General features: G+C 46.1%; 18 protein-coding genes. 2 read left to right on the plus strand and 16 right to left on the minus strand.

Annotated elements, in window-relative coordinates:
- Positions 1-169: 169 nt before the first annotated feature.
- From ABXR35_RS08660 to ABXR35_RS08730, 15 genes are all read right to left on the minus strand, one after another.
- Complete coding sequence (locus ABXR35_RS08660; protein WP_367058245.1) at positions 170-1,915, minus strand: proline--tRNA ligase; 1,746 nt, start codon at positions 1,913-1,915, stop codon at positions 170-172.
- A 423-nt stretch (positions 1,916-2,338) separates the two neighbouring features.
- Positions 2,339-3,226: an EAL domain-containing protein gene (locus tag ABXR35_RS08665; RefSeq protein ID WP_367058248.1), complete on the minus strand. Its 888-nt coding sequence runs from the start codon at positions 3,224-3,226 to the stop codon at positions 2,339-2,341.
- A gap of 237 nt (positions 3,227-3,463) precedes the next feature.
- The gene (poxB, locus tag ABXR35_RS08670) at positions 3,464-5,194 is read right to left on the minus strand and encodes a ubiquinone-dependent pyruvate dehydrogenase (RefSeq protein ID WP_367061298.1); all 1,731 of its coding nucleotides are present in this window, start codon (positions 5,192-5,194) and stop codon (positions 3,464-3,466) included.
- Between the two features lie 260 nt (positions 5,195-5,454).
- The gene (locus ABXR35_RS08675; protein ID WP_367058251.1) at positions 5,455-6,174 is read right to left on the minus strand and encodes a GNAT family N-acetyltransferase; all 720 of its coding nucleotides are present in this window, start codon (positions 6,172-6,174) and stop codon (positions 5,455-5,457) included.
- Positions 6,175-7,925: 1,751 nt separating this feature from the next.
- Positions 7,926-8,852, minus strand: coding sequence for a LipP1 family hormone-sensitive lipase (lipP1, locus tag ABXR35_RS08680; protein WP_367058254.1), 927 nt, complete (start codon positions 8,850-8,852; stop codon positions 7,926-7,928).
- Between the two features lie 360 nt (positions 8,853-9,212).
- Positions 9,213-9,452 carry a YkuS family protein gene (locus ABXR35_RS08685; RefSeq protein ID WP_367058257.1) on the minus strand — a complete coding sequence of 80 codons (240 nt, stop codon included), beginning with the start codon at positions 9,450-9,452 and terminating at the stop codon, positions 9,213-9,215.
- Between the two features lie 308 nt (positions 9,453-9,760).
- Positions 9,761-10,903, minus strand: a complete 1,143-nt coding sequence (locus ABXR35_RS08690) for a 5-methyltetrahydropteroyltriglutamate--homocysteine S-methyltransferase (protein ID WP_367058260.1) — start codon at positions 10,901-10,903, stop codon at positions 9,761-9,763.
- A 294-nt stretch (positions 10,904-11,197) separates the two neighbouring features.
- A complete protein-coding gene (locus ABXR35_RS08695; protein ID WP_367058263.1) occupies positions 11,198-12,319 on the minus strand; it encodes a 5-methyltetrahydropteroyltriglutamate--homocysteine S-methyltransferase in 1,122 nt (373 codons plus the stop codon).
- A 9-nt stretch (positions 12,320-12,328) separates the two neighbouring features.
- Positions 12,329-13,261 (minus strand): LysR family transcriptional regulator, encoded by a 933-nt coding sequence (locus ABXR35_RS08700; protein WP_367058266.1) that lies wholly within the window; start codon positions 13,259-13,261, stop codon positions 12,329-12,331.
- A 362-nt stretch (positions 13,262-13,623) separates the two neighbouring features.
- Entirely contained in the window at positions 13,624-16,050 is a 2,427-nt protein-coding gene (locus tag ABXR35_RS08705; protein WP_367058269.1) for a putative bifunctional diguanylate cyclase/phosphodiesterase, read from the minus strand.
- A 104-nt stretch (positions 16,051-16,154) separates the two neighbouring features.
- A complete protein-coding gene (locus tag ABXR35_RS08710) occupies positions 16,155-18,527 on the minus strand; it encodes a putative bifunctional diguanylate cyclase/phosphodiesterase (protein WP_367058272.1) in 2,373 nt (790 codons plus the stop codon).
- A gap of 354 nt (positions 18,528-18,881) precedes the next feature.
- Positions 18,882-20,414, minus strand: a complete 1,533-nt coding sequence (locus ABXR35_RS08715; RefSeq protein WP_436669356.1) for an acetate--CoA ligase — start codon at positions 20,412-20,414, stop codon at positions 18,882-18,884.
- Positions 20,415-20,614: 200 nt separating this feature from the next.
- A complete protein-coding gene (locus ABXR35_RS08720; protein WP_367058278.1) occupies positions 20,615-21,211 on the minus strand; it encodes a ferric reductase-like transmembrane domain-containing protein in 597 nt (198 codons plus the stop codon).
- Positions 21,204-22,205 (minus strand): FAD:protein FMN transferase, encoded by a 1,002-nt coding sequence (locus ABXR35_RS08725; protein WP_367058281.1) that lies wholly within the window; start codon positions 22,203-22,205, stop codon positions 21,204-21,206. Before ABXR35_RS08725 ends, ABXR35_RS08720 begins: the two co-directional genes overlap by 8 nt.
- 82 nt (positions 22,206-22,287) lie before the next feature.
- Complete coding sequence (locus tag ABXR35_RS08730) at positions 22,288-22,677, minus strand: hypothetical protein (protein ID WP_367058284.1); 390 nt, start codon at positions 22,675-22,677, stop codon at positions 22,288-22,290.
- A 254-nt stretch (positions 22,678-22,931) separates the two neighbouring features.
- On the opposite strand from ABXR35_RS08730, the gene ABXR35_RS08735 reads away from it, so the two are divergent.
- Both ABXR35_RS08735 and ABXR35_RS08740 read left to right on the plus strand, forming a co-directional pair.
- Complete coding sequence (locus tag ABXR35_RS08735; RefSeq protein WP_367058287.1) at positions 22,932-23,606, plus strand: response regulator transcription factor; 675 nt, start codon at positions 22,932-22,934, stop codon at positions 23,604-23,606.
- Positions 23,572-25,014: a sensor histidine kinase gene (locus ABXR35_RS08740; protein ID WP_367058290.1), complete on the plus strand. Its 1,443-nt coding sequence runs from the start codon at positions 23,572-23,574 to the stop codon at positions 25,012-25,014. The genes ABXR35_RS08735 and ABXR35_RS08740 overlap by 35 nt, the downstream gene beginning before the upstream one ends.
- 299 nt (positions 25,015-25,313) lie before the next feature.
- Here ABXR35_RS08740 and rhaD read toward each other — a convergent pair whose 3' ends face one another.
- Complete coding sequence (gene rhaD, locus ABXR35_RS08745) at positions 25,314-26,162, minus strand: rhamnulose-1-phosphate aldolase (RefSeq protein WP_367058292.1); 849 nt, start codon at positions 26,160-26,162, stop codon at positions 25,314-25,316.
- Positions 26,163-26,592 lie beyond the last annotated feature (430 nt).

Genomic DNA, 26,592 nt, shown 5'->3' on the forward strand with positions numbered 1-26,592 from the left:
ACATATAGAAGAATATATAGAGAAATATATATAGGAACGGGCAGTGGATAACCTCCACTGCCCTTGGTGAATGAATGCAATAGGCACAGCATAACTTAGATGTGCCTAATATAACCTGCATATCATGACACGTATTTTATACTATCGTAGATAAATAAGAACGTTGAGTTTAGGAAAGAAGCGCCAATACTTCGTGCAATACCTGCTTCATCTGTATCTGTTGGCGTTGACGATCATGACGGTTCATCCATTCTACTTCGCCGTTTACGATTCCTTTGCCTACAATAATACGCAGCGGTATTCCAATCAGATCGGCATCCTTGAATTTGACACCGGCACGCTCATCCCGATCATCCAGCAGTACATCTACACCATGCTGTCGCAGTTGATTATACAACTGCACCGATGCTTCATATTGCTGCCCATCCTTGACCGAAACGGGAATCAGATGCAATTGATATGGTGCCACTGTCAGCGGCCAGCAAATACCGTCTTCATCATGATGCTGCTCAATAATGGCAGATAGTAGGCGCGATACTCCAATTCCATAGCAGCCCATCAGCAGCGTTTGCTGCTTGCCATGCTGATCTTGAACGCGCGCCTGCATCACTTCGCTATAGCGTGTACCGAGTTCAAATACATGACCCAGCTCAATGCCTTTGCCTAGCTGCAATATGCCTTCCTCACAACGCGGACAGCCTTCGCCCGCCTCTACATTGTGCAGGTCATAACGATCTGCTGCTGGCAAATGCTGCGCAGGTACTACATGTTCGTAATGGTAATCCGCTTCATTTCCACCGCAGATCGCTTCATTCATCTCATACACAGCATGATCTACAAGCACACGTATGGACTGTTGCTTCCATGCTTTCAGTTCATACGGTCCGAGGAAGCCAACCGGTACCTGAGTCAGACGAATGACGGTATCATGATCGGCTAACGTTAGCTGCTCTGCCTGCACAATACGCTGTAGCTTGACCTCATTGATCTCATGATCACCACGTACAACCACCAATAGCGGTTGCCCATCCGCGATAAACACTAGCGTTTTGATGATAGCCGATGCCTGTACATGCAGATATTCGGCTAGCTGACTGATTGTTGTTATGCCTGGTGTATGGATTTTTTGTGGTGCTTTGTCTATTCGCTCGGTGACGGAAGCTTCAGTCCATTGGCTATCAGAAGCTAGGGAGAGCCGATATTCCGCTTTTTCCAAATTGGCAGCATAGTGGCAATGGTTGCAGGAAACAATCGTATCTTCACCCACATCGGTTAATGCCATAAATTCATGCGTCCAGCCATCGCCGCCAATCGAACCGACATCTGCCTCCACAGCCCGAAATTGTAACCCGCAGCGTGCGAAAATACGGTGATACGTCTCGTACATTAACAAGTATGATTCCCGTAATGCCTCACGGCTGATGTCAAACGAGTACGCATCCTTCATCATAAACTCGCGTCCACGCAGCAACCCGAAGCGCGGACGATTCTCATCACGGAACTTGGTTTGAATTTGATACACCTTGAGCGGTAGCTGACGATACGAGCGAATCTCGCTACGGATCAGATCGGTGATTACTTCTTCATGTGTGGGACCGAGTACAAAATGACGTCCATGCCGATCGGCAATACGCATCAGCTTGCTGCCATACGTATCATATCGTCCCGATTCTTGCCATAATTCCGTTGGGTTCAGCACTGGCAAATGCAACTCCTGTACACCAGCTTGATCCAGCTCCTCGCGAATGATTTGTTCCACCTGATGCAATACTCGCTGCGCTAATGGCAGATGCGTATAGATACCAGCAGCAACCTGTCGAATATATCCGGCACGCAACAGCAAGCGGTGGCTTGCTACCTCAGCGTCGCCAGGATTTTCACGCCATGTATGTCCAAGCAATTGGCTTTGTCTCATAACTGTTCACTCCCTGATCGGATTACGGTTACATTGGATTGAATATAAGAACGCAAAAAGACGCATTCGTCAGGGACGAATGCGTCGTGGTACCACCCTTATTTATTCATCATTGCCAACGTGTACAGCTGCATGCCGCCAGACGATGATGAATCTTTGTGCCGATAACGGGGCTGCCGGCAGAATCACCGAACATCTGCTTCTCCCATTATGCAATGAGAAAAAGAGGATTCGGGTACTGCTTGCTCACGGGATAGGACTTGATCAGACCGTACATGAGAAACCTTTCAGCCGGTGGATTTCTTCTCTGGACAACGGTAGGATGGATCAAGAGTCTCGATCATTGCAATGTTGATATGTCATGCTCCGGAATATGTAGTGAACAGATTACTGTATCCTTCCCCGATCCGTCAACACCTTTTTTCAGGCTTCATATTGACCAGATACTTCTGCACACCACTCGGCAATCCATTTGTATTTAAGTGAGGTTGCCGGTTTCCCCAACGCATATCCCTGTCCAAACTGGATCTGATGTTGACGCAAAAACAGCAATTCCTCCGTCCGTTCAATCCCTTCCGCAATAATATGCGTACCTGATTCCAACGCAAACTCCTGTAGCAATTTGACGACACGTTGCTGATCGGGACGCGAATCAATATGACGTACAAGTGACTTGTCCAATTTGATAAACTCGGGCTTCAAGCTAACGATTGACTTGAGACTGTTATACCCTGATCCAGCATCGTCAATCGCAATGCGAAACCCTTGATCACGGTAATTTGACAGCACCTTTTCAAAGGCTTCGTAATCTTCCACTGCCTGCTTTTCGGTTAGTTCAAATACAATCTGCTCTGGCTTCAGCCCATAGCGAAACAGATGGCGGAGTGTCTCCCCGCTGCGATAATTGGTATCGCCCAGCACATCAGGATGAACATTGATGAATACCGTTCCCTGTTCAGCCGATGGTGCATAATCCAGCGCATCCCGATAACGTTTAAACGATAATTCACGACAGAATTGCTCAAACGCAAACACTTGATTGGTGCTGCCAATATAATCGTAAAAAGCATCGGTATGCGGAAACAAGGATGAGAATGGCGGACGGTTCAACACTTCATAACCGAGACAGCTGCCATCCTGCAAATTCAGAATCGGCTGGAAATACGTAGCGAGCTGCTGTTCTTTCATAATCTTTTTGAGTTTAAAAAATTGACGCTGGGAAGTAATCAAATGCCCTGTTGTGTAACGCAAATACTCCAAATAACCGTACTTTCCATGTTTAGCTCGCTTGGTCAGAAAAGGGATTTTCATGTTTATTCATCCTTTGAATGCGAAAGCCAGGACAATCATTCCTGTTGCGTGAATTTTGATGGGTCTATAGTAACACTTTTTTTAAGAAAAATCGTTAATTTAAAATAAAAAATGAAAAAAGAATGGGCAACCGCTTTACAACACGATTGTCCACTCTTTTGTTTGGTGCTATAGACCGAGTTATACCTTATCCTACTTGGCTTTTTAGAGAAGCAGAACGTAATAGAACGACATCTATTAGCGTAATAAATTGGATTTGGCAAGGTCGATCAATTCGTCCCCACGTCCGTTCATAATCGCTTTTGCCATCCATAGCGAGAAACCTTTGACCTGCGCTTTGGTAATTGTTGGCGGCATGGACAGTTCCTGACGGTTCACGACAACATCCAGCAGCACTGGACCGTCGTGCGCCAATGCGCGCTGTACAGCATCCTCTAATTCTTCCGCATCCTCTACGCGAATGCCTTGAATTCCAAGTGCGTTGGCAACTGCCGCAAAGTCCGTGCTATGCAGATCCGTTCCTGATTCCAGATAACCGCCCGCTTTCATCTCTAGCTCTACGAAGCTCAGTGCGCTATTGTTGAAAACGACTACTTTAACTGGTAAATTGTGCTGCTTGAGTGTGATCAGATCACCCATCAACATACTAAGACCGCCATCCCCAGAGAAGGAGATCACTTGACGGTCACGCTCGGTTGCCTGCAAGCCGATCGCCTGCGGCAGTGCATTCGCCATCGTACCATGGTTGAACGAACCAATCAGACGGCGCTGCTCGCTCATTTCCAGATACCGTGCGGTCCAAACAGTTGGTGTTCCTACGTCTGCCGTGAAGATTGCATCCGGTGCAGCCGCATCACTGACTACTTTAGTCAAATATTGTGGATGCAATCCTTTGTTGCCGGAGCGTCCTTTGACTGCCATCTCGTCCAGTTCCTCGCGTACCTTGCGATAACGATCCAGCGATTTTTCCAAATGTCCGCTATCATGCTCGGTCGTGAGCAGTGGTAACAGACGTTTCACCGTTTCCTTTACATCGCCACATAGACCATATGTGAGTGTTGTACGGCGACCAAGATGCGATGGGTCAATATCTACCTGCAAGATCTTTGCTTTTTCCGGGTAAAATTGACGGTACGGGAAGTCCGTTCCCAGCATCAGCAGCACATCACAATCCATCATGGCATGATAACCTGACGAATATCCGATCAATCCAGTGAGACCGACAAAATATGGATTATTGTATTCTAGATGTTCTTTACCGCGCAGAGCGACAATCATTGGAGCTTGTAGTCGCTGACACAGCTCCATCACTTCGGCATGAGAGAATTTGCAACCCGCTCCACATAGCAGTGAGATTTTCTTGCCTTCATTCAAATAAGTTGCTAAGGTTTGCAAATCAGCATCATTCGGCACAATAACTGGATGTGTTGGATAAGCGACCTGCTCTGGCACAGGATGCGTGCTTTCTTCCAGACCTGCAATATCTCCGGGCAAAATGACAACCGATACACTCGACTTGGCAATCGCTGTCTGGATCGCCATCGTCAATGTACGCGGCATTTGCTTCTCAGTCATAATGGCTTCGCAAAAGTCACTGCACTCCTGAAAAATCAATTCTGGGTGAGTAGCCTGAAAATAACTGCTACCGATCTCATCGCTCGGAATATGAGCAGCAATCGCTAATACCGGCACACGATTACGATAACAATCGTACAGCCCATTGATCAAATGCAGATTTCCTGGTCCACTACTGCCTGCGCAAACGGCAATTGTACCGTTCAATTCTGCTTCCGCGCCAGCGGCAAAAGCAGCGACCTCTTCATGACGAACATGAATCCATTCGATTTTGCCTGAACGACGAACAGCGTCGATAATCGCATTCAGCGAGTCTCCGGTAATTCCGAATATACGTTTTACCCCGGCATTGACTAATGTTTCTACGACCGAATCTGCAATTGTTTTTTTCAATGTACTCACCTTCCGTTTCTCCAATATGTTCATACATCATTACCCTGAACAGCAATTCAGTTAACCACTGGAATAAGTTTCCTTATTAGGAGTTCATATTGCACTTTTATCATATTCCATACAGACACTTTTACTCTGTACATACGGAAAGCAGACCGCCTATATTGCGATCTGCTTTTCAGCTTGAGAACAGCTTTATGAATAGATATAGACTGTGATCTTATGGTTATTGCGTTGAGATTGGCATGCATGTAAAGCTACTATTCCTTCCACCATACATCGTTATAGCTACTATCGCGTTTAAATTGAACCGCAGCATAAGAGCAGGCTGGTATAATCTTTTTATTCTCTGCGCGGGCTGCATTTACCACTTGATCCAACAAGCCCTTGGCGATCTTGCCACCTCGGAATTCTGGATTCACATACGTATGGTTTAGTGTCCATGTATCATGAAATGGACCCGGAATATACGTAATCTCACCAATCACTTGATCATCTTTTTTCAAGAAGAATGCTGTGCCTTCCTGATACAACTGTCCACCTTCAATCAGCTGAGCGCCTGCATGCTGCTGATCAGCGGCACGGTCAACGTCAGTATATCCATGCTGCGTATGATTGGAAGGAGCGGCGTGCGTGTCTACATTCGCCTCTTCCGCCGTTCTACGCTCGGTAACTGCGCCGAATAGACCTTTTACGATGCTCACGCCCTGTTGAATATCCTTTTTGGTAGAAGCGATATGCTTTTTAGACTGCGTCATACCAGTGTTCGCTTTTTGGAGACTTTGCTTTAATTGCTGCGTTGAATTCTGCGCTTTCTCAGATGTTTGCTTGGCATGATCCATTGTCGTTTGCAGACGCTTCTGCACTTGATCGACATCTCCTTTGACATCGTCCAATGTACCTTTAATACCGTCCATCGTCTGCTTTACTTCGTTAATGCTATCTTTGATGCCTTTTAGTTCTTTGATTGGGTTTCTCATCCTGTATTCCTCCGTTTCGTCTCTGCCTGTTACACTGTCATTTTGTATAAATGTACATGGATGTTTCGCTCATAGAAGTATTCTCTTTATTATATTACCCACATCCTGCACCCTTTAAGACGGCAATTCAGATTATCTTACACTCGCTTAACATTTCAGTTTTTACTGATCGTACGTTTACAAAGCTATTCTCGCATTCTTTTTGTTTGTCAGAAAAAAATAATCTAGATTCGTACTGCTCTCATCTTGTTATGGAAAGATCGAAAGCCTTACATGGCGGGCATTCAAGCGATTATGCGAACACATCTTCTGTGGACGAAAGAACCAATTCAGGCGAAAAACGAACCAAATAAAAGGAAAAAGATGGATTTTAAAGTAAGGTGTATGTATTTGCGTCAAATCGGATTTTACACTGATTTAACGCAGTATATACCGCTTTCATTTTTGTACGAGCGGGTTTATGATGTAGGCATCACCAATAACCAACGCTTTAACGTATAGCATCACCGGCGTTGCAATCTGGTGGTATCCACTCAATTCCTATCCTCAGGGAAGGAGAGACGTCCGATGGAGTAGGTTAAGCAACATACCGTTTCAACTGCAGAACAAACTGGCGTCCGTGAAAACGTCCATATTGCGCAGATTGAGGGTATGTGAAGACAACACTGATCCCATTTGACGACTGTAGGAAGAAGCTTTTTCAAGCAAGCATATTCTACTTGCAAGAAAGGGGCAGGATTCCGTTGGAAAAGGTTAGCGAAGCATACTGACACAACTTCACGCAAGAGAAGCGTAGTGACAGCGTTTTTCGTGACTTTGGGGTATGCGGGGCGTACAATGTGCTGACCGTTGCATCGTTGTGAAGAAAAAGTAAGAAAGTAGGTAAGGAATGAACTGTTTTCAAGCAAGCTTTGATCGTTGCTAAGAAGGGAGCAGGATTCCAATGCAATAACGATAGCGAAGCATATTATAATCGACTGCACATAGAGAAATGTCCGTGAAAACATTTTTCGCAGATCGTGGATATGTGGGACTCAACCTATGAAACAGGAATGTGAAATACGAATGATTTTCGCTTTTAATGAATAAATACTTTTTAATGAATAAATAATTACGATTCAAGTGAAGAATAATGAAATATGGATTTCTCAAACTTCAGAAAGGCTGTGAACAGAGGAAAATGCTATTTTCGAGCAAGCTTACAACAACTTGTTAGGAAGGGAGCAGGATTCCAATGAAGCAGGTTAGCGATGCATACTAAAGTGGATTTCACGCTTGAGAAATGCCAGTGAAAGCATTGCTCGTGAAGACACCGTATGCTGGAAATCATCCCATATGCAAAGACATGGAATGGTTAACTGGGAAGTGTGCGGACCCATTATTCGATCGAATCGGGATTGAATAACATATCATTGCCAACAGGCCAGTCGAAAATGGCTGCGGCAATAGAATGAAGTAAACAATCGCTAAACGATTGTCTGCGACTGCAGAGCATCGACAATCGGCAAGCATGGACGGCGAAAGTAACCATGTCAGGCATGTGGATTGTGTATACGTATAGGAGGAACGTTTAAAATTGAATATTGCTGTTAACGATTAAACCCCCACAGTCTTGTTGATTCAAGGATGTGGGGGATTTATATTTGTCTGCTTCCATTCATACTATCTATTCATACGAACGGATAAGAATTACTATCAAATGATTACTCTCATACACTACATAGACTGGATTGTAGCAAAACGCTTGACACTTAGGATAGCAAGATACGGCGCAACTTCTCTCCTGCCTCTTGTAGCACTACGCCGGAACGATCAAATTGCAGCATAGACAGAAATCCATGAATCATGCCGTCTTCGTTTTGATACTCTACGGTGTTGCCTGCTTCTTGTAGGCTATTCGCATATTGCGCACCATCGTCACGCAATGGGTCGTATTGGGCAGTGATAATAATTGCTGGTGGCAATCCGCTCAGATCATGATACAGCAGTGGTGACGCGTACGGCTGATCTTCATTCTCGCCTTGGCTAAAATAGCTTTGTCTGAACCATGCCATCGTCTCTGCGGTCAGCATATACCCCTTCCCATTTTCGCGGTAAGAATCAGTACCCTCCCCTTTCCCTGTGGAAGGGTACATGAGCAACTGTCCTTTGATTGAAGGTCCACCTTTATCTTTGGCGATCAGGCAGACGACGGCAGCTAGATTACCGCCTGCGCTGTCACCCGCAACGGCAATTGCTTGCTCATCTACTCCCCACTCTGCTGCATGCTCAGCGATATACACTAACGAATCATACGCATCCCAAACCGCAGCCGGATATGGATTCTCCGGTGCGAGTCGATAATCAACGGCAATGACGACTGCACCAGCTGCAATGCTCAAACGACGACACATTTCATCATGCGAATTGAGACTGCCCAATACCCAGCCCCCTCCATGATAAAAAACAATCGCCGGATGAATCGGCGCATCATCTGGCGTATATTTACGTACGTTGATTGTACGGTCAGCAAGTGGAAGCGGAATATCCGTTACATCGTGCAGAGGTGTACTCTGACGCTGCTCTGCCATTTTGCCCTCCATGCTACGAATCAGCTTAGGATCAATGGTGTGCAATGGCGGGATAGGCATATTGTTAAAAGCATCAAGAAATTCCTGTACTTGCGGATCAAGTGGCATCTAGTCTCACGCTCCGTTTCTCGAATTGGATAGTGGTATACATTGTAAAAAATTTACTGCATGATTTTACTTTAGCGTATATCGGTAGCGAAAAGCAATTTGCACCAAGCACGAGTTCAGGAGTTCAGGAGTTCAGGAGTTCAGGAGTTCAAGGCAAAGGTAGCGCGATATAAAAGAATAAACCAATAAAAAAGTCGCACTCTCCAATGGAGACATGCGACTTTTTCCGATAGCGGTGTGGATCATTATGTTGAATCCTATCGCCATCGAAGATAAAACATATCAAACATGTTCGAGTATCCGCTGATCCACGATCTTGAAGATCTGGTCAGGATGAATGCTCTGCCAATGCTTATTTTGTTATTGCAGCTTTTGCAGATGATCTTCCACGCGGCTCACTACTTCATCAATGGATTGTCCATCAATGCTGATAACTGGGAAATCATACAGATCATTATTGCCATCGCTCAGTGCGCGTACCACACCTACATCATAGCCTTTTACTTCTTGATCACTCTCTACCAGATCTACTTGATGTCCTTTTGCTTCAAGTGCTTCTTTTACATCATCAAAAGGTTTTTCTACTGCAATTTTAGCCATGGGAATAACCTCCTTTGAGTTAAAGCATGGATGCGCAGGTCATTATGTATCCATCATCCAGAGGGAATGACATTCATTCGTACAGAATGATGAAATGACAAGTCATGTATGCTTTTCTATTAGAGTGCTTCACCATAACAAGGGCAATTGAAACGTTTGTTATATCATTTTATACATAAAATCACTTATTTTCATTCTGTTCAGAAGTGAAGAATCTTTGAACGTACCGTAATCTATGACGAGAAGAAAAAGAAAGCAGGGCATCTCTAACGTAGAAGAGAATGCCCTGCTTTCGGCTTCGTTTGCTATTATGAATGCCAAACCTCGTCGGCAATTTCCTTGATAAATCGGAGCTTGTCCCATTGCTGCTGCTCGGTAAGAATATTACCTTCCTCGGTCGAAGCAAATCCGCACTGCGGGCTAAGGCAAATCTGATTAATATCTAGGAATTCCGTCGCTTCTTGGATACGTTTGAGAATGGTTTCTTTGTTTTCCAGCTCACCGATTTTGGAGCTGAATAGACCGAGAACGACCTGCTTATGGGCTGGTACATGACGCAGTGGCGAGAAATCTCCAGCACGATCGGTATCAAATTCCAGATAGAACGCATCCACATTGACCGTACCGAACAGCACTTCAGCAATTGGCTCATAGCCGCCACTACCTGCCCATGTAGACTTGAAGTTGCCACGGCAGACATGCATGGTAATTGTCAGATCCTCCGGCAGATCCTTGATCGCTTCATTGTTCAGATGCGCATACAGCTTAGCAACAACCGCTGTATCAATCCCTTGCGCTTCGGTAAACTTCGTATCGCACAGCATGCCCCATGTGCAATCATCCAATTGCAGGTTGCGGCAGCCTGCTTCGTAAAATGCCAGAATCGCCTTCCGATACGCGGTGGCAATGTCGGCAACCAATTCATTGTTATCGCTATATACTTTCGCCAGTTCGGCACGATTCTCCTCATTACGGTTCAATTCAAGGAACAGCTGCGCTGGGGAAGGAATTGTTTGACGAGCAACGACATCGTCGCCAGCTACACTTTTCAGGAATGTAAAATCATCCAGATGTGGGTGATTGACATATTTGATCTTACCGGATGCGTAGGCAGTCTCAGCACGTGTCTCTACGCCGTGAAACAGATAGCCTTCACCGAGTACTTTTTTCGTAACGCCGTCAAATCCCCAGAAGAAATCGAGATGCCACCATGAGCGACGGAATTCGCCATCGGTTACGGCTTTCAGACCAACTTCCTTTTGCTTTTGCACCAGCTTGGTAATTTCTTCATCTTCGATGCTGCGAAGTTGCTCAGCAGTAATTTCGTTATGTTGAAATTGCGTGCGTGCTTCTTTCAAATTCGCTGGACGCAAGAAACTGCCTACAATATCATTGCGGAAAGGAACACTTTTGCGCTGTACAGCCTGCTCATTATTGAATACGATACTCATGGTATTGCCCCCTCGTTCACCTGATTTGCGTTGCAGTTACTATATCACGAACGTATCGCAGCAGCATAAGTTCAAAAAGCTATGACCTATTATAAATGAAAGCTATAGCGATTTAGCTTCAGGCTATAGCGGCAAAATTCCCCTTTTCGATCAATGATAAAACGAGAAAAAGACCCTCGAATCAATCGAGAGTCTAGACCATTTCCAGCAATAGAACAGATATCGTCCTGCATAAGAGAGTGATAAACGAAATTTCATTTTATCCTACATACCTACAATGTGGTGTTTATTGTGTCATACCGGATTACCATTCCAAATTTCATTCGCCGTCTCGCGTACCAGACGGATTTTATTCCATTGTTCTTCCTCTGTCAGCATATTTCCTTCCTCGGTAGAAGCGAATCCACATTGGGTGCTTAAACACAACTTGTCCAGATCGATGTACTGTGTTGCCTCAGCGATGCGCTCTTTCAGCACGTCTTTATTTTCCAATCCGCCATGCTTGGTAGTGACCAACCCTAGCACCACATACTGATCCTTCACATAACGAAGTGGCTGGAAGTCCCCCGACCGTTCATTGTCATATTCCAGAAAAAACACATCCACTTCCGCGTTAGCAAATAGCTCCTCTGCCACTGGCTCATATCCACCAGCTGCAAACCATGTCGAACGGAAATTGCCCCGGCACACATGCAGTGCAATGACCATATCGTCTGGACGACCAGCAATACTTTCGTTGATCAGACGCACATAATCGCGCGCCAATTGATCCGGGTCCTGACCGCGATTGCGAATAAGCATCCGGTGACGACTGCTGCATAGCGTTCCCCAAGTGGTATCATCCAGCTGCAAGTATCGACAGCCCGCATCGTAAAATGCCTGAATCGCTTCTCGATAGACTGCAATAATATCCTGATTCAGCTCCTCAGGATCGTTATACACGTCATTGCCGTTATAGCTTTCCACAAAATGAAATAGTGACGGCGATGGAATCGTCATTTTCGGCATTCGATCACCGGCAAGATCTCGCAAATAGCGAAAATGCTCCACCATCGGATGATCGCCAAACGAAATCCGATCGACGATACGGAAGCTTTCTGCGCGGTTGCGGTTATCGATGCCTGCGGTGGGCAGTCCGATCTTCTCTGTTCCCTGTACTCCGATAAAAAAGTCCAGATGCCACCAGCCGCGACGAAACTCCCCGTCGGTCACCGTTTGCAATCCCATTTCCTTTTGCTTGGCAACCAGCAGGGCAATCTCTTCGTCCTCAATCACCTTCAGCTGATCCGCCGTCATCTCACCGCTTTCAAACTGAAACCGTGCCTCCCGCAGCTGCTCCGGCCGCAGGTAGCTGCCTACAATATCACAGCGGAATGGAGGATGGTTTCGACGCGTACCTGTCATTGGAATTGGCATATGCTCCCCCTATAATAAAAATTGATTCATATTCAAATAACTATTCGATACCAGATCATTCAAAATATCGATATACTGCGAAGCAATCTCGCTTGGCTTGCGATCCTTATGTGCAATCCAGCCGACCGTAAAGTCCTCATTCGTCTGCAAGGGTACTGACATCAGCTGCTCATAGTTAAACTGGGACACGAGAATGCCAGTCCCAATCGTATACCCATCCGTTCCTGCCAACAGATTCGCAAGGGTTGCTCGGTCATTCACCTTGATGCTTTTGCCCACGGTGGAAAAGCTAACCATCTCTTCCGAAAAGTGCAGCGAGTTGTTCGCACCCTGATCAAATGTAATATACGGATAGGCGCTTACATCCTGCGTCGTAACATACTCCTTTTGCGCCAGCGGATGACCAGCACGAATGAAAATATGCGGACTGGTATTAAACAGCGGCGTAAACATCAGATTACCATCGCTGAACAGCTTGTTCATCACTTTGAAGTTACGCTCGTTAATATACAAGATACCGATGTCGCTACGCAATGTTTTGACATCTTCGATGATGTTGTACGTTTGGGTTTCACGTAGATGCAGATTATACTCGCTAATATCGCTTTGATCCATCAATTTTACAAATGCGTCTGCGACAAACGCATAATGTTGAGTCGATACGGAGAAGTGAGTCAGGTTACGTTTGCTGCCATGATAGCGGTTCTCGATCAGTTCCGCTTGCTCAATAATCTGGCGCGCATATCCTAGAAACTCCATCCCCTCCACCGAAATGCTGATCCCCCGGTTCGTCCGGTCGAAGATCGAAATGCCCAGCTCATTTTCCAGTTCCTTGATCGCATTGGATAGGCTCGGCTGGGAAATAAATAACCGCTTGGCGGCCTCGTTCATCGAGCCGCAGTTTGCAATCTCAATCGCATAGCGGAGCTGTTGCAGTGTCATGCCGTTCCCCCTTTGACTGTATGACTGTGGCCCGCCGCTATACGTCCGGGGCGGGTTTGTCCACCTTTACACGGAGTTATCGTAGCACAGATGACCCTCCCAATCCAAGAGTCTTTGCTTGAAAAAGAATGGATGCTCATAGATGAGTAATAGAATTCATGTTGGAATGTCGGATCAGTCTTATACGCAAGCACTACCCATAACTCCTGCAAATGATATATCAAAAAAGACTGCCCAACATAGCTCGGCAGTCTTTTTTGGCATTTTATACGATTGGATGCAGCATTCATTTGGTGTCCAGATGGAAGTACGATTCGGCATTATAATCATCAGCACAAGATAAGCTCCATCTTAGACGCTTATTATCTGATGCTGCGAACATCGTCCACTATTTCCAAACGCTTCAATTCTGGCAACTCATGATCCACCCATTGCTCGAAGTCTGACGTCTTCATCGGACGACCATAATAATATCCTTGGATATAATGACAGCCGAGTTGTAACAGCTGATGCACATGCTGCTGCGTCTCTACGCCCTCGGCAAGCACATTCATGCCCAATTGCTCCGCCAGTTCTAGAATCGAGCGTACGACTGCTTCGTTGCGCGGATTGCGATCAATATCGTATACGAGCGAGCGATCAATTTTGATAAAGTGGAATGGGAAGCTTGTGACCGTACGCATAGAAGAATATCCAGTACCGAAGTCGTCCACAGCCAGCGTTACGCCCATTTTGACGATCTCATTACAGAGCGCCATAATCTGCTCATCCTCACGAATGGCAGCACTCTCGGTAAACTCCAAACACAGCATATGTGCAGGCAGTCCCGTTTGCTTGAGTACCATCTCCACTTTATGGGCAAAATACGGATCGGTCAGCTGGCTGGCAGAGACGTTAACTGACATCTGCATATCGGTAAAATAACCACCGTGCATCCAGCGTACCGCTTGCTCTGCCGCTTCTTTCATCACCCATTCGCCGATCTGGCGGATCATCCCGCTCTGCTCTGCAATCGGAATAAAGTCCTGCGGCGACACAAAGCCCAGCTCAGCAGAATGCCAGCGGAGCAGCGCTTCAGCGCCGATCATTGTGCCCGTCTCGCTATCCACCTGCGGCTGATACACGAGTGTGAATTCTTTATTTTCCAGCGCCGTCTCCAAGCCCTGCTGCATCATGAGATGATGCTCGGCAGAGCTTTTCAGCGTTTCGTTAAACAGTTGATACTGGTTGCGCCCCATCCGTTTGGCAGCATACATCGCTGTATCTGCATTGCGCAGCAATGTTTCGGGATCACCGCCATCAAGTGGTGCCGTACAAACGCCAATACTACAGGATACATGATAATACTTTTCCCGCAGCGCAATCTGCTTGGCGAATCCGCGTAAAATATGGCTTGCGATCTCGGCTGGTGCATATTCATCCTGCCCCGCTGGAATCTCGGCAAGCAGTGAAAATTCATCGCCACCCATCCGTGCTACAACGCTATGTTCCGGTGCATGTTGACGAATCAAACGCGCCACATTGATCAGCAACAGATCGCCAGCGGAATGCCCCATTGTATCGTTAATCCATTTAAAATGATCCAGATCCATCTGCATCACCACGACACGATGATTGTACACACGCGATCTCTCCAGCGCTTCTTCCAGCCGCAAATGGAACTGATACCGATTCGCAAGCCCAGTCAATGAATCGGTGTAGGCAAGCTCAAGCAAGCGCGCCTCGTCCTTCTGCTGCTGCGTAATGTCACGGATCAGCAAATAGCAGTGCATCTCGCCATCCATCTCCAAAAAGTCGCTGTTGATCTCAACCGTATACTGAACGCCTTTGCGATTCACGATCTGAATCTGCATATTCTGCGGTAGGGATCGATTCAAAAAGCCCTGCTCAAACAAATACATATACCGCGACTTGCTATCCTCGCTAAACAGAGCAAACACATCAATATCGTCATGCCCCTCTGGCACGCCAGCCAACTCGCGAAACGCCGGATTGCTTTCTACCGCAATCCCAGAAGCATTTACCAGTGCAATACCACCACTGGATAAGGAAAAGATCAATTTGTACCGCTGCTCTGCCGCTGCAAGAAACTCATACTTGTTCATCGCTACGCGCAGTGTGCAGGCAAGAATCAGCCCTGCATACGAAGGCAGATTGTTCAACGGCACGATAGGATTTTCCGGTAGCACATTGCCAAGCAAGAAGGCGACAATCAGCCAGACCGACGCAACCAGACTGCCGCGAATCATCGTCAGCATCATCTGCTGTTCGCGCTTGTACGCACGGTTTCGCTTCAATTTGCGATAACCGAATACGGTAATCAGCATCAGATACAACAGCGAGTAACAGGCAATGACCAGAAACATAATATCAAAACCAGCACTGTGTATCTCTACACGCCAATATTGCCCTTCCACCAAGCGTACATGATAATAATCGGGATACACGATCATAAGCACAACACCACTCAATGGGACGATTCCCATCAAGTGTACTAGTATTTTCGCTACCTTTAGACGGCTCAGCTGTGTAAAAAAGTACGTTAACAGCGTTAATGCCGCAAAGCTCAATACATACGCAGTCATAGGATTGATTTGGCTGGCAATGGAGAAATCAAGCGATTGAGTCAAAAAGTCGCTCAAAAAAATCAAGCCCAGCAAAACAATCAGCGCCATCGTTAATCGATGCAACGGATGATCGGGATGACGCAGCAATATTTCAATAGCCAGAAATCCTAGCAATATAAACGGAACAAACGATAAAAGCAAAGACATTATAAATACGTACATACGCTTTTTCCTCCAGACAGAAGGTAAACCACTTAACTTATTATCGAAAGATTGGGCGCAAATTGTTAGGGTTTTGTTCTATTGGAGTTGACTGGAAACGACTGTCAGCTTGAAATGAGCCATTGTCGCAGTTCATCGGCACTCATCGGGCGAGCATAATAATAGCCCTGCACATAATGACAACCCAGTCGCTTCAATAATTCCACCTGCCGCACCGTCTCTACGCCTTCAGCTAATACGCCCATATTCAGCTGCTCCGCCAGCTCCAATACAGAGCGTACAACCGCTTCACTGCGGGAGTTTCGGTCAATATCAAAGATCAGCGAGCGATCAATTTTGATACATTGAAAAGGAATGCTCGTTACCGTTCGCAGCGAGGAATACCCTGTCCCAAAATCGTCCACCGACAGTGAGCTACCCATCGCAATTACATTGGCACAAATATCATGGATATGCTCACTCTCCCGAATCGCGACACTTTCTGTAAACTCCAAACAAAATAAGTGCGGTGGCAATGCAGTATGCTCTAGCACATGACGCATCTTCATAATAAAATGCGGATCGTTGAGCTGACTTGCCGATACATTGACCGACATTTTGAGTTCCCCCATACCTTCCTGCTCCCACTGCGCTGCCTGACGGGCTGCTTCCTTCATCACCCACTCGCCAATCGGTCGAATCAATCCGTTCTGTTCAGCAATCGGAATGAATTCTTGCGGTGACACGGTGCCAAGGGTTCCCGAATTCCAGCGCAACAGCGCCTCCACACCAACGGTACGATCTGTGCGAATATCCACCTGAGGCTGGTAGACTAGCGAAAATTCATCATATTTCAGTGCAGCCTCTAAGCCGCGTTGTAGCTGCATCAGTCGTTCCGCAGAATTTTTGAGTTGTTCATTGAACACTTGATATTGGTTACGTCCTAGCTTCTTAGCATTGTACATAGCAATATCTGCATGACTCAGCAGCATCTCCGGTGTATCCTGATCATTCTCAGAAATGTAAATCCCGATACTACAGGACACATCATAATACTTCTCCTTCAAATTCACTTCTCTACGGAAGCCTTCCAAAATACGTGTAGCAATTGCCGTCGCTTCCTGCTGCAATTGATCTGAGGTCAACGTACAGAGCAGTGCAAATTCATCCCCACCCATACGGGCGACCTGACTGCCATCTGGAATATGGCGGGTGATCAGTTCAGCGATATGAACGAGCAGCTGATCACCCGCAGAGTGACCCATCGTATCATTGATCCATTTAAAATGATCCACATCCATTTGCATAACAGCGATATGCGTACCGTCCGCTCGGCACTGCTTCAATATCTGCTCAATGTACAGACTGAACTGATAACGATTGGCTAAACCAGTCAGAGAATCCGTATAGGCAAGCTCCAATAAACGCTCCTGATCCTTTTGTTCCTTCGTAATATCGCGAATCATGGCATAGCAGTACAATTCGCCTTCAATCTCAAGAAAATCGCTATTCACTTCAATCGTTAGCTGTTTGCCAAGAAAGTTGATAATCGGCAATTGAACGCCTTGCGGCATTTTGCGTTCACGATAGCCCTTTTTGTGCATATGAATAATACTCTCACGCTGATCTAATGGATATAACTGAAGTACACTAATATCATTTCGGTCGGCAGATACGCCCATAATCGCGCGAAATGCAGGATTCATTTCAATCGCGATGCCACGAGAATTAATCAGCGCAATCCCATGGGTCGATAACGTAAATAGCAGCTTGTAACGCTGCACTTCACCGACCAAAAATTGATGCTTGTTCATGGACAGCTGCAATGTGTAAGCCAGAATTAAACCGGCATATGTAGGCAAGCTGTCAATCGGGAAATACGGGTTGTCACGTAGCCATGCTCCAATCATAAAGCTACCCAGCAACCATACAACGGCATAGGCGCTACCACGAATAATAGTTAGCATCATACGCTGTTCATGCTGGTAAATTCTCTTACTTCTTAACTTGCGATATCCAAAAAACATAATGAGCAGCAAATAAGCCATCGTGTAACAGGACGTAACGATGACCAAATACTGAAAACCGATACTCTGTACTTCGACTCGCCAATAGCGTCCTTGGGCTACTGTAATACCGAATACAGATGGCATCCACTCCATCAGAATAATGCCACATAGCGGAATGATCGCTGCTGTATGCAGCACAATACCAGGTAAGGTGATACGACTTAATTTTGTAAAAAAATAAATCAGCAATGCCATCGCGCAAAAGCTGAAAATGTAAGTTCCTCGAATGGTAATTTGTCTGGCAATCTCATGATTGAGCACCTGCGTCAAAAAATCGCTCAAAAAAATCAATGCAAGCGTACCAATCAGCATCATCGTCAGACGATGCAGCGGATGATCGGGATGTCGCCACAAAATCTTGAGCGCCAGCAGACCAAGAATCACAAACGGAACAAACGAAAGAAAAAATACAGTCACAAATGTGTACATACTGTCGCCCTCCAGCTGAAGTCAAAAAGCGTCCTATTCTACATTATCGAAACGAGACGTACAAAAAGTTATATCTAATAGGCTTAATTAGTATATTATTGTCGATATTTGTTTCATTTTGTGTAATAAGGCTGGATTTTAGCACAAAAAAAGCGTGGTTCACGGAAAGAAACCGTGATACCACGCTATTGTTATAGAAGTGTTTGGACAAAACAGATGCTGCGCATGCAAATGATATAATTCCTTTTAACTGAAAAACATATCGATCTGCACAGACTGTAAATGGAGAATTATTATTTCTCTCGTGTATCGGCTTAATCAATCTGCTGTCTTTTTAGTGATAGGTTGAACTCATTATTGCTTGTTATGCTCCTGATCGCGCAGCTCAATACGACGAATTTTACCAGAGCTGGTTTTAGGCAAATCGCTGACAAATTCGATTTTACGCGGATATTTGTAAGGAGCTGTCCATTCTTTGACATGGTTTTGCAGTTCACGTACTAGCTCTGGCGAACCTTCCACTCCGTCACGCAGTACGATGAATGCTTTGACAATATGTCCGCGAATCTCGTCCGGGCTGGCAACTGCGGCACATTCCTTCACCGCCTGATGCTTCATCAGCGCCTCTTCTACTTCAAACGGTCCAATCGTATAGCCAGAGCTGATAATAATATCGTCACCACGACCTTCAAACCAGAAGTAGCCCTCTTCATCGCGGCGTGCACGGTCGCCAGTAACAAAGTATTCGCCATTCACACTTTGCTGCTTGCGCTGTGGATCAAGATAATACGTTTGGAACAGTGCAGGCATGTCATTACGTACGGCAATATCTCCAACTTCACCAACTGGTACTGGCTGACCATGTTCATCAATAATCTCAACCAGCCCTGGTGAGATGGATTGCCCCATAGCGCCAAGACGAACCGGTGCACCAGTCAGATTACCGATCAGCAGTGTGCTTTCCGTCTGACCATAGCCATCGCGGATTGTAATATCAAAATGACGACGGAAGGTATGAATGACTTCTTCATTGAGCGGTTCCCCAGCAGACACGGCACTACGCAGCGCTGACAGATCGTAATCGCCCAGACCTTCTGTTTTCGCCATTAAGCGATATTCGGTTGGTGTACAGCAAAGCACGTTCACGCGATGCTCTTGCAGCAGCTGCAAGTATTTGTGCGGTTGAAATGGTCCATTGTAGACCAATCCAGTCGCTCCCCAGCCAAGCACGGACAGGAACGGGCTCCAAATCCATTTTTGCCAGCCTGGTGCAGCGGTTGCCCAAACGGTATCGTCTTCACGAATATCGAGCCACGGGCGAGTAATGCGTAGGTGAGCATATCCCCAGCCATGACTGTGTACAACGCCTTTGGGATTACCGGTCGTACCGGATGTATAGGCGAGGATCGCCATATCGTCGCGATGCGTATCGACTGCGGCGAATTGATCCGATTGGTCGTTCATCAAGCCGCGCAGATCCAACCAGTTTGCTGGTAATACGCTATCGTCGGCAGCAACAGAGATTTTCCATGCCCATTCTGGCAGGTTCTCATCGATTTTGTCTACCTCGGCAGTTACATTGGACCAAGCGATAACTGCGCGTGCTTGTGAATGGTGCAGACGATAAGCAAGATCCTTAGCGCGCAGCATTTCTGAGGATGGAATAATAACAATGCCGCTTTTCAGACAGGCAAGGTAAATAATATAGGCAATAATCTGTCTTGGTACCATGACCAGCACCTTGTCGCCGCGCTTGAGTCCAAGCTGCTGCATACCGTTGGCAAGCTGGTTGGCTTGCTCTAGCAGATTACCGTACGTAATCTCGGCTTGCTCTCCGGCTTCATTCAGCCATTTTAGTGCAAGCTTGGCAGGGTTATGTTTTTCCATTTCCGAAGTGATATTGTATCGTTCCGGTGCAATCCAATCTTGTTGATTCAATGTCATGACCCCTTTGTGCTATATAATTAGGAAAGAATGTTCGAAAGCTTCCATACAGTATAGCACGTCCTAGTACCAGGTTCTAATACTAATTTAACATTGACTCAAAAAAATGCTGCAAATCCGTCTACGATCACGAGTTTGTACGATCACATTGCTGTCGCTGAGCCGGATGAGGAAGGGCGCGGTGACTTGGACTTACGCTTAAACCAAAAGATTCGTGCCAGCAACAACACACCTGTTATCGATGCTGTTATCATATACATCCACCAGATGGGAGCAGACTTGGTATCTGTACCGAGCAATGTCCCATGCAGCAAAGCCATAGCATAAGTGGGCAACGCCAAAAAGTGAATCGTTCTCCACACCTTTTTGCCGAATGCCTTCATATAGTCCGAGCTGATCATAATGAGCAGTAGCATATAAAAGGATATCGTACCCAATCCAGTCAACCATCGCTCATGCGGCGTAGCAAACGGAATGAGCAGTTGCCAGATGGAATAACCGATATAATCGTCAAATACCAATACAAGCCCGTGAATCATTCCGAACAAAAGCCCAAACCACCCACACCATTGATGAATTTGACTAATGATCAGCTTACGCTTGCCTTTGGAAAAGCTGCTGCCTTGCAGCATCCCCGCACTTACCGCAACAAACAGCAGCAGATATGCCGTCAAACCGGCAGCACGCGTTGTGTACCAAACGTTGATCATATTGCCCAGCTCACTCCACAGATTACTCATTATTCATCCACTCTCCTTGTCCCGTCAAGGTGACATATCGATCTAGCGGTCCGTCGATTAGACAGCGCCCGTCCTGCGTTACACCGATCATAGCGGCATCAGGGCATTGTCGGCGCAGCCACGCCGGTCCTTGCTGTTTACCGAGAATAAGCACACATTTGGCATACACTTCGGCATCGGTCAGCGAATCGCTGATGACGGTGAGCTGTACCCAATCCGATTGCGCAGGCATTCCGGTACGAGGATCAAGCAAATGATGATGGTGTCCAGCTCCATTTTGCCAGCTGCGTTTGATCGTGCTGCTTGTTGCTACTCCGGCATCCTTGTGCATGTGTAGGGAAGCAATATGCTGTCCGCTTGACCACGGATCGGCAACATCCACTACATAATCTTGCAGATTACTTCCCCATATGATCAGATCGCCACCCGCATTTACCATGCCACTTGCCACCCCCTGCTGACGCATCATCAGCGCATATTGCTCTGCACTCCATCCTTTGGCAATGCCACCTAGGTCGACCGAGACATCCGCATGAACATGAACCGTTCGCAATATTGGGTCTAGCGTGCATATTCGACCATGGGACTGCATGTACGAAAAATCTCCCCACTGATGTCCATTCATTGTCTGTGTAATTGCATGAGCAGCGTTACTGAATTCATTCGCCTGTAGAGATACTATAGGCATTGTAGCGGTCGAAAGCGAATTCTGATTGGGATAACCAATGCGGGTCAATATTTGTCCCATAAAAGGATCAAACAAATGATCCGTGCGCTGCTGGTACTGTATAGCCTGACTCATCGCTTCATATAGTAAGGCTGAGGCATAAAATGGATACCCCTGCTGACGATTGAGCTGTGACAGCTCACTTTGAGGATCAAACCGACTCAAATGTCGCTCAACAAAAGCAAACCACGATTCGGCACGCTGAATATCCTGCTCCTCTAAACCTGCAATGTAAAATAGAGTACTCATAGCTTGAAAGCTATACAACGTGCTCCCTCCTCTTGCTGTGATACGTTGATGTTCATGCAGCAGCTCAAAGGATCATGAATGGAATGTCTTCCGTATGACATCACGAAGCATGTGTGCGTGTATGCGTAGTGGTCTTAGCAGTTTTACTGGAAGCGGAACGGTCACTTTTCTTTGTCTTGTGGGCTTTGTGAGAGACTGCGGATAGATGTTCAGCTTGAAGCGGAGTGGCAGCAGTCTCAAGCGATGATGCGGTGACATCGCTCGGACTCGATAGTGTTCCCGACTCTTCGCTCCACTGTTGCTGTAATACATCTAGTGTTGATGCAGATTGTTCATCATTTTGAGGAAGTGCCGATACATTGCCAGCCAACGAATGGTCGGTTGTCGATGCCTCTGCCTGCTCATTATGCTGAATCCAACCGATAAAGCCTGTAAACAGCAATGCTCCAGACAAGCCGGTCATCCATTTGATTCGCGTTTGATTGTTCATGGATATCATCCTCACTGTATAATTTTTTGACTGTATCAGATATACCGATACGAGAATCATTGGTCGATCGTTCTGAATCCAAGTGTAGGATAGGATGGTGAAATTACGGTGAAAGAATCGCTATGTTCTCACAGACTCCCTCATTACCATTTCATTGAATTTTCATTGAGCCGTGATATGCTGAAAAAATAAAGACAACATGAATCATCCTCTACTTGATCTTGAGGACGACATGAACGGGGGAACATAGAAGGATGAATATTCTTTTGGCTGAGGATGATATTCGGCTAGGTGAACTGATTGTACACATGCTGCAAAAAAAGGCTGGTCATGCTGTACATTGGGTAACAACCGGCGAAGATGCGTACGAGCAAGCCGTCTGCGAATCATATGACGTTCTCATATTAGATCGAATGATGCCCGGTGGTGACGGAGCAGATGTATGCAAACGACTCCGCCACGAAGGTTATGAGCGCGCGATTCTCATGCTGACCGCGCGTGATGCGCTGCAAGATCGAATCGACGGATTGGATGCAGGAGCAGACGATTATCTCGTAAAGCCGTTTGAAATCGGTGAGTTGCTGGCACGATTACGCGCACTGTCCCGCCGCAATTATGCGCCTATGCAGGCAGAGGAAATCCGTATCGGCAATCTATGGCTAAACCGCACCTGTCAGACCATCTCGCTTGGCTCGCGTTCCGTACAGCTGACGCCGCGCGAATTTCAATTATTTGATTTATTAGCACAAAATCGCGGATTCGTTCTAAAGCGAGACGTGATTCTGGATCGCATCTGGGGGCTTGATGCAGACGTTGAGCCTAAGACGATTGATGCTACGGTCAAGCTACTACGTCGCAAGCTTGCCGAATTAGACAACAAGGAGCTGATCCAGAGTGCGCGAGGGCTTGGTTACAAAATGGAAAAATAGACGAGCGGATCAGCTTACTCACAGATCGTCCGATATTTTCAAACAGACACGTGGTCAGCTGACACGCAAATACAGCCTCGTGCTGATTTCTTTTCTGCTGCTGTTTGTCATGATTCTGTACGGCTTGCTGTATGATTTGCTGATTCATGGGCAGCAGGTGTCCCTGCGCGAAACGATAGAGCAAAAAATTCGCACCTTTACTGCATATCGTTCCGCCGACTCGGATGATAGCTTACAAGAGGATATGGAATACTATCTCGTCAATGATATGTATTTAAATGGCAATCTATTCGTCGGTACAGATGGAAGTACGTTGATGGGAAGCTCTGACTTTTCTACTACGCTGAATGCTTTAGTACAGCATGCCCAAGCAAACCAAGTTCCCTTACCGACTCAACGCAATCAACATATTCTACTCACAGGCAAGAAGATTGGATCCACTGAAAAGCAAAATGATCCCGATCTCAACAATCGTGATATACACAAGCACAACGATGATAACGACGAACCTATACAAATGCTGGTAACTGCCGATCCCGTCATAGTCAACGGTCAAATGATTGGCATACTTTATGTAGGACAGGATGTGACCGAGTCATATCGGCAATTTTACAGCTTACTGCTTGGTATCGGGATCACGGTGTTCTTGTTCTGTACGTTGGCGGTTTATTTTAGTAGCCGGATGGCAAAACGGGCGATGATTCCAATCGCTGCTTCCTATGAGCGACAGCGTGCATTTACCGCTGATGCTTCACATGAGCTGCGTACCCCGCTCAGTGTGCTGCTCTCTTCTATCGAGACAATACAGATGGAAGAAGAAGTGACCAGCAACCCGTTCATCAACCGAGTAGTGCAAAATATGAAGCATGAGGTCCAGCGCATGACCCAACTGTCCAGTAGTCTGCTGATGCTAGCACGTTCCGATTCGGGTCATATTCAGCTGCATAGGATCAGTCATGATCTGAATATTCAGGCACAGCAGGCATTATCATCGGTTGAGCCGCTCGCCAAAGCACGAAACATTCAGCTGGATTATCATAACGATGAAGCTGTCGTTTGTCGCTGCGATGCCGAGCGTGTCCATCAGTTGCTGATTATTTTGCTGGATAATGCGATCAAATATACACCAGAAGGCGGAAAAGTCGCGCTGTCTTTGCAGCGCAGCGGTGAAAAGCACGATAAAGCCATTATATCCGTGCAGGATACTGGCATCGGTATATCGCAGGAGGATCAAGCACTGATCTTTGACCGATTTTACCGAGTCGATCCGGCGCGCAATCGCCAAACGGAAGGATATGGTCTAGGTCTGTCGATTGCCCGTTGGATTGTGGAGGCGCATCATGGAACGATTCAGGTACGCAGTACACCCGGGGAAGGAAGCTGTTTCATTGTGACATTGCCACTATAATCAAAAATGAGGACAGGGATTGTGGGAACTTTCTGTTAGTCCAATCTACTTAGGGCAGCTCAGGATGAAAAGAAATAGAAATCGAGATAACAATATAGCTATAGACGCAGATGTAGATTCAGATGCAGATATAGGATCAACCAAAAAGAGTCCCATAGTCGGGACTCTTTTGCTGATTTAATAGCAAATACAGAAATACCAATACCGCATCCGTCTCTTTTATTCACCAATTTCGGCATGAATCCTCACTATCTTCCATTCGCAGATAGAGATAGGGCTATATTTGCGACTGTCTTCTTTTATCCGTTCAAAATACCAGCTCGCGGCGTTACACCAAATGCCTGTGCCAGATCACTCAACTCGCTTGTCGTGATTTTCTGGCGGATTGGCAGATGGGCAATCAACATATAAATTTGAGCTGCCTTTTCAATCGTTTCAATCAAACCAAACGCTTCATCTATACAGCTACCAGTGCCAAAAATGCCATGCTGTGGCCAGATGACGGCGCGATGCTCTTTCATTTTGTCAGCAGTGGCACGACCAATCTGACTCGATCCAGGCACCATCCATGGAAGCATGCCGATCCCGTCTGGAAATACGACGATACATTCCGTACACATCTCCCAAAGTGTGCGGGTAAAGGCATTTTCGTCCAGATCATGGACAAAGGTCATCGCCAATGTATGGGTAGCATGGTTGTGAATCACGACGCGGTGCTGCGGATCAACCCGCAACCGTTCGATATGACTCATAAAATGCGCGGGCAACTCACTCGTCGGTACGGCTCCATTGTCCAATCCCCACAAGACCTCCAATTGCGCTCCATCTGCCGATACACGCAGTACACCCAGGTTGCCCGCGGGATTATCCAGTACATTTTTAAAGTATTTACCGGAGCCAGTTACGATGAAATAGCGCCCAGCCAGCTCATGTATCGGAAACGCTGGTTGTAATACACGTTTTACCTTGTGAATATCGATATACTGGGCTACCTCCTGCTCATCGAGAATGCAGCTAACATTGCCCCCATTTCGTTCATCCCAACCCGATTTCCACATGCACTGCGTAATAGTTGCCATCTCATGAACAAACGGAATATCCAATGGCTGAGGCTGTGCTACGTATTCATTGACCGATAATGTACTCATGATTATCACTCCTGAATGTAATTTTTTTCACAATAAGTGGCTAGTCGGTATAAGGGGCTTGGGAAAAATGGGATATAGATAGAGTTGATTAGATAAATTGAAGATATAAAATCAAATGAAGTAACCGTATAAAGCTGCTCTTGCTCGGCAAGATTGTATGCCGCTTTTGTATATGTCCAGCATACGCTTTTCATTTCACACAGTCAATATAAAACAAACTTATTCAAACATAAATAAAAATAATTTTTCTGTTTACGTCTGTTTTAATACAAATAAGCTTCATTTGCGTTTATCTTCTATAGATCTATCCTCAATAAATCTTTTGATTAACGCTTTAGCCCGATCATTCCAACCGGATATCATATTACGGAAATTTGCGTAAACAAGTACTTTTGTAAGCGTTTTTATATTACACTGAACTGGAATAAAT

This window comes from Paenibacillus sp. JQZ6Y-1, from assembly GCF_040719145.1.
Taxonomy (GTDB): Bacteria; Bacillota; Bacilli; order Paenibacillales; family Paenibacillaceae; genus Saccharibacillus; species Saccharibacillus kandeliae.